Origin of the sequence: Nocardia farcinica (assembly GCF_029867845.1) — a bacterium.
In the GTDB taxonomy this organism is placed as follows: Bacteria; Actinomycetota; Actinomycetes; order Mycobacteriales; family Mycobacteriaceae; genus Nocardia; species Nocardia farcinica_A.
The window spans coordinates 1-7,329 of the sequence record NZ_JARWRU010000841.1 but is presented as its reverse complement, the minus strand read 5'-3'; the positions used below and the strand labels follow the sequence as shown (position 1 = coordinate 7,329).

The 7,329-nt window shown below is 72.9% G+C and carries 9 protein-coding genes and 1 pseudogene; 7 read left to right on the top strand and 3 right to left on the bottom strand.

The features are described 5' to 3' along the window. Positions 1 to 196 (top strand): annotated as a pseudogene (locus QH283_RS18470) (DNA mismatch repair protein MutT); the annotation flags it as partial. A 27-nt stretch (positions 197 to 223) separates the two neighbouring features. Here the strand turns inward: QH283_RS18470 and QH283_RS18465 are convergent. Next, positions 224 to 847: a TetR/AcrR family transcriptional regulator gene (locus QH283_RS18465; RefSeq protein ID WP_280504240.1), complete on the bottom strand. Its 624-nt coding sequence runs from the start codon at positions 845 to 847 to the stop codon at positions 224 to 226. A gap of 76 nt (positions 848 to 923) precedes the next feature. Here QH283_RS18465 and zapE point away from each other — a divergent pair, with 76 nt between their 5' ends. The 6 genes from zapE to QH283_RS18435 all read left to right on the top strand — a co-directional run bounded on the left by zapE (position 924) and on the right by QH283_RS18435 (position 6,372). Continuing rightward, entirely contained in the window at positions 924 to 1,934 is a 1,011-nt protein-coding gene (zapE, locus tag QH283_RS18460; RefSeq protein ID WP_280504239.1) for a cell division protein ZapE, read from the top strand. A gap of 167 nt (positions 1,935 to 2,101) precedes the next feature. Further along, positions 2,102 to 3,103, top strand: a complete 1,002-nt coding sequence (locus tag QH283_RS18455) for a DUF4129 domain-containing protein (protein ID WP_280504238.1) — start codon at positions 2,102 to 2,104, stop codon at positions 3,101 to 3,103. Then, positions 3,100 to 3,600 carry a hypothetical protein gene (locus QH283_RS18450; protein ID WP_280504237.1) on the top strand — a complete coding sequence of 167 codons (501 nt, stop codon included), beginning with the start codon at positions 3,100 to 3,102 and terminating at the stop codon, positions 3,598 to 3,600. The genes QH283_RS18455 and QH283_RS18450 overlap by 4 nt, the downstream gene beginning before the upstream one ends. A gap of 12 nt (positions 3,601 to 3,612) precedes the next feature. Next, a complete protein-coding gene (locus QH283_RS18445) occupies positions 3,613 to 4,575 on the top strand; it encodes an AAA family ATPase (RefSeq protein ID WP_280504236.1) in 963 nt (320 codons plus the stop codon). Between the two features lie 64 nt (positions 4,576 to 4,639). Next, positions 4,640 to 5,914 (top strand): DUF58 domain-containing protein, encoded by a 1,275-nt coding sequence (locus QH283_RS18440; RefSeq protein ID WP_280504235.1) that lies wholly within the window; start codon positions 4,640 to 4,642, stop codon positions 5,912 to 5,914. After that, complete coding sequence (locus QH283_RS18435; protein ID WP_280504234.1) at positions 5,911 to 6,372, top strand: hypothetical protein; 462 nt, start codon at positions 5,911 to 5,913, stop codon at positions 6,370 to 6,372. The genes QH283_RS18440 and QH283_RS18435 overlap by 4 nt, the downstream gene beginning before the upstream one ends. Positions 6,373 to 6,389: 17 nt before the next feature. Here QH283_RS18435 and QH283_RS18430 read toward each other — a convergent pair whose 3' ends face one another. Continuing rightward, positions 6,390 to 6,752, bottom strand: a complete 363-nt coding sequence (locus QH283_RS18430; RefSeq protein ID WP_280504233.1) for a zinc ribbon domain-containing protein YjdM — start codon at positions 6,750 to 6,752, stop codon at positions 6,390 to 6,392. Between the two features lie 126 nt (positions 6,753 to 6,878). After that, positions 6,879 to 7,329: alpha/beta fold hydrolase (locus tag QH283_RS18425; RefSeq protein ID WP_280504232.1), on the bottom strand; the 451-nt coding region annotated here is incomplete at its 5' end.

The window sequence follows — 7,329 nt, the reverse complement described above, 5'->3', positions numbered from 1 at the left end:
CGACCGCGTCGGCCTGTTCTTCCGCGCCCGCCGCTGGTCGGGTGAGCCGCACAACCGTGAGCCGGACAAGTGCTACGAGCTGGCCTGGTTCCCGCTCGACGCGCTGCCCGCCGATCTCATCGCCTATCCCGCCGCCGCCCTGCGCGGCCTGCGCATCGGCGAGATCTATTCCGAACTCGGCTGGCCCGCACCGTGATCCGGCCCGGGCCGTGGCGACGTCGGCTCAGTGCCCGCGCACGCCGCGCAGGTAGCCCGTGACCAGCCCGGTCAGCTGTGTCACGCTCGCGGCCGTTCCCGGCCGCCTGCCGCGCCGCCGGCCCGCGAACCGGTCGAACACCGCCCCCTCCAGCACCGCGACGAGATCCTCGGCGGCGTCCTCGTGCTCGATTCCCCACGACGCGAGCAACTCTCGCGCCCGCTCGACCGAGAACAGGCTGTCCGCCAGGCGGTCCCGCACCTCCGGCGCGGTGCCCCCGTCGAGGATCAGCGCGTGCCTGGCCAGCAGGTCGTCACGGCGTTCCACGAGCAGCCGGTCGAGCCATTCGGCGATCTCGCGCGCCACGGTCTCGGTCGCGGGTGAGGCGGTGGTCTCGTCACGGCGCTCAGGGGTTCTCGCGTCGGCCCGCCGCATGCCCGAGTTCTCGAAGTCCGCGCGCGACCGCTCGGTGATCCGCTCCGCCACGGCGGTGAGCAGCGCGTCCCTGGTGCGGAAGTAGTACGACACCGATCCCGCGGGCAACCCGAGCGCGGTGTCGAGCGCCCGGTGGGTGAGTGCGCGCAGCCCGTTCGCGGCGATGGCCGCCACCGCCGCGTCCGCGATCCTGGTGCGTCGATCTGCTGTGGGCATGCTCACCTGCGCTGGTCCCGGCCGTCTTGATCCCCTACAACTGTAGAGGCTCTACGGATGTAGAGGAAGGAGCCGGATGGCATCGACAACCGACCGCACGCGGTGGATGGCACCCACCCCGGAGCTGGACGCCGACCAGCGCGCCGCCGACGACCGGCTGGCGACACTCCTGGATCGCCGTGGCCGACCCCGCCGGGGCGCCCGCGGCGTCTACCTGCACGGCCCGCCGGGCCGAGGCAAGACCATGCTCATGGACCGCTTCCTCGCCGCCGCCCGCACCGATCGCGCGCGCCGCTGGCATTTCCACGAATTCTTCGCCGCCCTGCACGCCACCGCCGCGACCGCCGCCACCATCGACGACGCCGTCGCCGCGCTGGTCGGCAACGCCCGCCTGGTCTGCTTCGACGAGTTCCACCTCCACGACATCGGCGACGCCATGCTCGCCGCCCGCCTGCTCGACACTCTCTTCGCCCGCCGTATCCCCCTCGTCCTCACCTCCAACTACGCACCGGTGGACCTGCTGCCCAATCCGCTCTTCCACGACCGCTTCCTGCCCGCCATCGCCCGCATCACCGCGCACATGGAGGTCGTCCGGGTGGCCGGACCGCGGGACTATCGGCGACCCGCCGGGCCGCGGGCAGGCGCTCGTGCGGACAACTCGTCCGGCGTCGTCGGCGCGTTCGTCGTCGGCTCGCCACCGCCGGACACCGGCGCGGTCGAGGTGCGCGTCGGGCCACGGGCCTTGACGACCCACCCGGCGGGCCAAGGCGTCCTCGACGCGGATTTCGCCGTCCTCTGCGGCGCGCCCCTCGCCCCGGCGGACTACCTCGCCCTGGCCGCGCGCTTCGAGCGCTGGGTGGTGCGCGGCGTGCCCCGGCTGCGCACCGTGCCGAGCGATCACGCCATGCGCTTGGTCACCCTGGTCGACGTCCTCTACGACGCGGGCCGCGCGCTCACGGTGTACGCCGAGGCGCCGATCGACGACCTCGTGGCGGGCGTGGCGGCGGTCGCGGGCCTGTGCGATCTGGGGCGAACGGCCAGCAGGCTCTATGAGATCTCACACCCCGGCGGCGCCGGCGCTGGGTGATCGCCGGAAAGCCGCCGACCTGCGGCGACACCCGAGCTACCCATGGGTACGAAGTCGGCGATTCGGCCCCGGCGGCGCCGCCCGGCATGTCAGGATGTGGCTGTTTCGGGTGGTTACGGATGTGATGGTCAATGGTCGTGGTGCGGGCGTATGCGCCGGTATACCGCGTGATCGGTGCGGTCGCGCTGATCGCGCTGGCCGCCCTCGCCCTGCGCGGGCACATCCCCGGCGCACCGGCCGCCGAGCCGGACTCCGGCGCCGCCCCCTCGGCGCTCACCGTCGCGGTCATGCCGGTGCTGCTGACCGTCTCCGTGGTGGTGCTCATCGCGGGCGTGGTCGCCAGCCACCACCGGCTGCCGCTGAGCATGCCCGAACCCGACGAGCACGAGCCGCTGAATCTGCGCTGGGGTCGCGACGGCCTGATCGCCCTCGCCGTGCTGACCGGTCTCGGCCTGCTCCTGGCGGCGGTCTCGGCGCTGCTGCTGACGCGCCTCGGCGCGAACACCCGATCGGCCCCCTCGGTCGGTCCGGCGCCCTCCGGCGACCAGGACCCGACGGGCGCCCCCACGATCGGTCCCGGCACCACCACTCAGCTCACCGGCACCGAACTGCGGGTGGCCATCGTCGCCGCCGTGGTGCTGGTCGCCGTGGCCTGCGCGGGGCTGGTGGTGGTCGGTGTCTCCGCGCGCCGCAAGCCCGTTCCCGGCCCGCCGGCCGAGCAGCCGAGGCGGCGAACCGAGCAGGACACCCTGGCCAGGGCCGCCGAGATGGGCCTGGCCGCCATGGCGGCGCCCGGTCAGGAACCGCGCGCCGCCATCATCTCCTGCTACGTCGCGATGGAACGCGGCCTCGCCGTCGACCGGGCGGCCGCCCCGAAGGCCTCCGACACCCCGATGGAGGTGCTGGCCAGGGCATTCGCCAGCGGCAGGCTGCACGACGACTCCGCCCGCGAACTGGTCGCGTTGTTCGAGGAGGCCCGGTTCAGCCCGCACGCCATGCTCGAATGGCAGCGCATGCGCGCCGAACAGCTGCTGCGCGTGGTGCTGGCCGACCTCCAGGGCGCGCACCCCGCCGGTTCGGCGGGCGCCGAGGCCGTGACAGCGCGTGTCGAGGCCGTGACGGCGGGCGCCGGTGATGCGGGCGCCGGGACAGGAGGCACGGGCGGATGAACCGCACAGCCGTCGTGGTGACCGCCACCCTGGCCGTACTGCTGGCCGAGGCCGTCGCCGTGGCCAACTGGCGCGAGGCGCTGCTGCCGCTGGCCGCGCTGCCGGTCGCCCTCGCGCTGGCGCTGCTGGCCGCCTCGCTGCGTGAGCGCACGGCCGCCCCCGAGGAAACTCCCGGCCTCGAGGAGATCGAGAACGGCCCGGCCGAGATGCTGCGGCGCTGGCAGGCCAGGGCGCAGATGCTGGCCGCCCGCGCCGACGGCACCCGTGCCGACTGGGACCGGCACCTGCGCCCGTTGCTGGCCAAGGAATTCGAGCTGTCGGCGGGCAATCGGGTGGCCAAGGACCGGCGGACACTGGAGGCCGCCGGACTGCACGTGTTCGGGCCGCAGCTGTGGCGCTGGGTCGACCCGGCCGATTCCGACGTCCGTGATCAGAGCACACCCGCACCGGGCAGGGCGGCGCTGGACGAGATCCTCGGCCGCCTGCAGAGAATGTGAGACGAGTTGAGCATGACCATGCCTTTGGAGGCGACCGTCCAGCGCGCCGACGCCGTGCTGCGGGAGCTGTCCCGCGTCGTCGTCGGCAAACAGGAGGAACTGCGGCTGATCATGATCGCCGTGCTCTCCGGCGGTCACATCCTCATCGAGGACCTGCCGGGTCTCGGCAAGACACTGATCGCGCGCTCCTTCGCCGCCGCGCTCGGCCTGGAGTTCACCCGCGTGCAGTTCACCCCCGACCTGCTGCCCGCCGACCTGCTCGGCTCCACCATCTACGACATGAACTCCGGCCGGTTCAACTTCCGCCGCGGCCCGGTGTTCACCAATGTGCTGCTCGCCGACGAGGTCAACCGGACCCCGCCCAAGACCCAGGCCGCGCTGCTCGAGGCCATGGCCGAGGGTCAGGTCAGCATCGACGGCGAAACCTTCCCGCTGCCACAGCCTTTCATCGTGCTGGCGACCGACAATCCGATCGAGTACGAGGGCACCTATCCGCTGCCGGAGGCCCAGCTCGATCGGTTCGCCGTGCTGCTGCGGCTCGGCTATCTCTCCGAGCGCGACGAGACGCAGATGATCCGCCGCAGGCTCGAACGCGGCTCGGTGCAGCCGGAGGTCAACCGGATCGTCGACGCGCACACCCTGCTGGAGATGCGCCAGGCGGTGGAATACGTGACCGTGCACCCCGACGTGGTCGGTTACGTGGTGGCGCTGGCCGCCGCCACCAGGGGGCACCCGCAGGTCGAGGTCGGCGCGAGCCCCCGCGCGGAACTGGACCTGGTGCAGATGGCGCGGGCGCGGGCGCTGCTGCTCGGCCGCGACTACGTCATCCCCGAGGACGTGAAGGTGCTCGCCATTCCCGCCATGGCGCACCGCATCACATTGCGGCCGGAGATGTGGGTGCGGCGGGTGCGCGGCGAGGACGTCATCGGCGAACTGCTGCGCAGGCTGCCGGTGCCGCGCGCCACCGCGACCTGAGGCGGGCGAGCGGGGCGAGCCGGGGCGGGGCGAGCTGGGGGCGGGCGAGGAGAAGGCAGACGAGATGAGGCATCGCGACGCGAAGGACACGGTCGAGGCCGAACTGCGTTGGCGGCCTGCCGCGTTGGCCTACATGCTCGCCGGGTGCGCGGCCGTCGCGTTGCTGCTGGCGGTGGCGCTCGCGCGCTGGCAGCCGGTGCTGTTCGCCGCGCCCATGATCGGTGTGCTGGTCACCGCGCCCTGGCAGCGCAGCCGCACGGTGATCGGCCTCGACGGCGGCGGCGCCGAACGCTGCTTCGAGCACGAACGCACGGAGTTCTCGGTCGCCGCCTATGTGGAGTCCGGGCACGCGCTGCTGCGCCTGTCGCCCGAGCCGCTGGAGGGGCTGGACATCGCCGTCGAGCAGACCGACGATTCCGGGGCGGGCCCGGCGGGACTGCGGCTGAGCCTGTCCGCGGCGCGCTGGGGCCGCTACCCGCTGTCGGTGCGGGTCAACGCGCTCAGCCCCTCGGGGCTCGTCGCGGCGCGCGTCGTGCTGCCCGGCGGCCTGCTGTACGTCTACCCGGTGACCGACCCGCAGCCCATGCGCATGCCGAGAACCGAACTGCCCGAACGCCTCGGCACCCACCTGACCCGCAGGCACGGCCCCGGCGTCGAATACGCCGACATCCGCGCCTACAGCCCCGGCGACCAGCTGCGCACGGTGAACTGGCCGGTCAGCGCCCGGCGCGGGCGGCTGTTCGTCACCCAGCGCCTGACCAACCGTTCCGCCGATGTGGTCGTCCTCATCGACACCTCGTTGCAGGCGCCGGGTCCGGCCACCGAGGCGATGGAACTGTCGGTGCGCGGCGCGGCCCAGGTGGTGCAGTCCACCCTCGCGGCGGGCGACCGCACCGCCGTGGTCTGCCTCGGCGAACAGCCGCGCTGGCTGCGCCCCGACATCGGCCGCCGCCAGTTCTACCGCATCGTCGACACCGTGCTGGCCGTCGGCGACGAGCACATCCCCACCACCGGCACACTGGCCCCGCACGCCGCCGTGCCGCTGGGCGCGATCGTCGTCGCCTTCTCCACCCTGCTGGACACCCAGTTCGCGCTCGCCCTGATCGACCTGCGCAAACGCGGACACGTGGTGGTCGTGGTGGATGTGCTGCGCGGTACGCCGTTCCGGGAGGAGCTGGACGAGACGCTGGCCCGCATGTGGCATCTGGAACGCGCCACCATGTACCGCGACATGGCCGCGGTCGGGGTCGACATCGTGGGCTGGCCCGAGGACGTGCGTCTCGACCAGGCCATGCGCCTGCTGCCCGAACATCGCCGAAGCACCAGGATCCGCCGATGACCCGTTTCCTCGCCGTCCTCGCCGGCGCCCTGCTCACCGCCGCGGTCGCCCTCGTCTACCTGCCCGCCGCCGCCCCCGCCGCCGTGCTGGTCGTGCTCGGCTGGTGGTTCCGGGCCGCCGCGGTGGCCGCCGTCCTGCTCGCGCTGGCCGTGCTCAGCTTCGCCTCGGGCGTCGGCGCGGTGGAGGCGGCCGCCACCGGCCTGGTCGCCACCGCCTACCTGCTCAACGCCGCCGCCGTCTCGGCCCCCCACGGCGTCGTGCCGACCAGCCTGCCCTCGGTCCTCGGCGCCCTCGGCTTCACCGCCGTCGCCGCCGCGGCGGCCCTGCTCCCACTCGACCTCGCCTGGGTGCCCGCCCTCGCCCCGATCGCGGTCATCGCCGTGTACTTCCTCGTCGTCACAGCGCTCGCCCCGCGCCGCAAATCGGTGCGGAAGCCCGAGGGGCCTGCCGTCCGCTGACCGCCGCGCACGCGCAATCAGACCTTCTTGACCACGCTCGATTTCAGCTGCATCGGACCGATGCCGTCGACCTTGCAGTCGATGTCGTGGTCGCCGATGCCCGCGACCAGCCGGATATTGCGGACTTTCGTGCCAGCCTTGATCCCGGTCGGGCTGCCCTTGACCTTCAGCGTCTTGATCACCGTGACGGTGTCGCCGTCGACGAGCACGTTGCCCACGGCGTCCCTGATCACCCCGTCCTCGGCCGTGCCGGTGCCGGTGCCGGTGCCGGTGTCGTCGGCGGAGGCGGTCCATTCGTGCGCGCACGCGGGGCAGACGAGCAGCGCGCCCATCTCGTAGGTGTACTCGCAGGAGCAGGCGGGGCAGGGCGGGAGTTCCACGATCGGACGTCCTCTCGATGGGGCAGGCGGCCGGGATGCGGTGGCCGAGTTGTTCGGTGGCCGAAGGCGCGACGGGTCCGGCTCGCGTGATCTCAGCGGTCGTGCGGGAAGGCTCAGTGGGACGGCTCAGCGATCCAGGAGGAAGTCGATGATCACGCGGTTGACCTCGTCCGGCCGTTCCAGATAGCCGAGGTGCCCGCAGCGCTCGATCTCGGCGTAGCGGGCGCCGGGGATGGCCTCGGCCACCTCCTTGCCCAGGAACGCCGGAGCCAGCCGGTCGTCGGCGAATCCGATGACCAGGCTGGGCACCGTGATGCCCGCGTACGCGGCGAGCCGGTCCTGTGAGCGGTCCATGCCCAGCTGGGCGCGCACGCCCGCGGACGGCGTCGCGGAGGCGCCGAACTCGAAGATGTCCAGCCACTCCTGCGCTTTGTCGGGGTCCCGCACGGTGGCCGGGGAGAGATTGAGCTGCACCTTGATCGCCGCCGCGTATTCCGGCGGCAACTGCACCCGCTTGTCGTGGAGAGCCTGCTCACCGGTGTTCAGGGTGCGCGCCAGCGGATGCGGTCGGCCGACG

Excerpts from the sequence above, each read along its gene's own strand:
- QH283_RS18465 (WP_280504240.1), bottom strand. The coding sequence starts at position 847 with ATGCCCACAGCAGATCGACGCACCAGGATCGCGGACGCGGCGGTGGCG.
- zapE (WP_280504239.1), top strand. The coding sequence starts at position 924 with ATGGCATCGACAACCGACCGCACGCGGTGGATGGCACCCACCCCGGAG.
- QH283_RS18450 (WP_280504237.1), top strand. The coding sequence starts at position 3,100 with ATGAACCGCACAGCCGTCGTGGTGACCGCCACCCTGGCCGTACTGCTG.
- QH283_RS18445 (WP_280504236.1), top strand. The coding sequence starts at position 3,613 with ATGACCATGCCTTTGGAGGCGACCGTCCAGCGCGCCGACGCCGTGCTG.
- QH283_RS18440 (WP_280504235.1), top strand. The coding sequence starts at position 4,640 with ATGAGGCATCGCGACGCGAAGGACACGGTCGAGGCCGAACTGCGTTGG.
- QH283_RS18435 (WP_280504234.1), top strand. The coding sequence starts at position 5,911 with ATGACCCGTTTCCTCGCCGTCCTCGCCGGCGCCCTGCTCACCGCCGCG.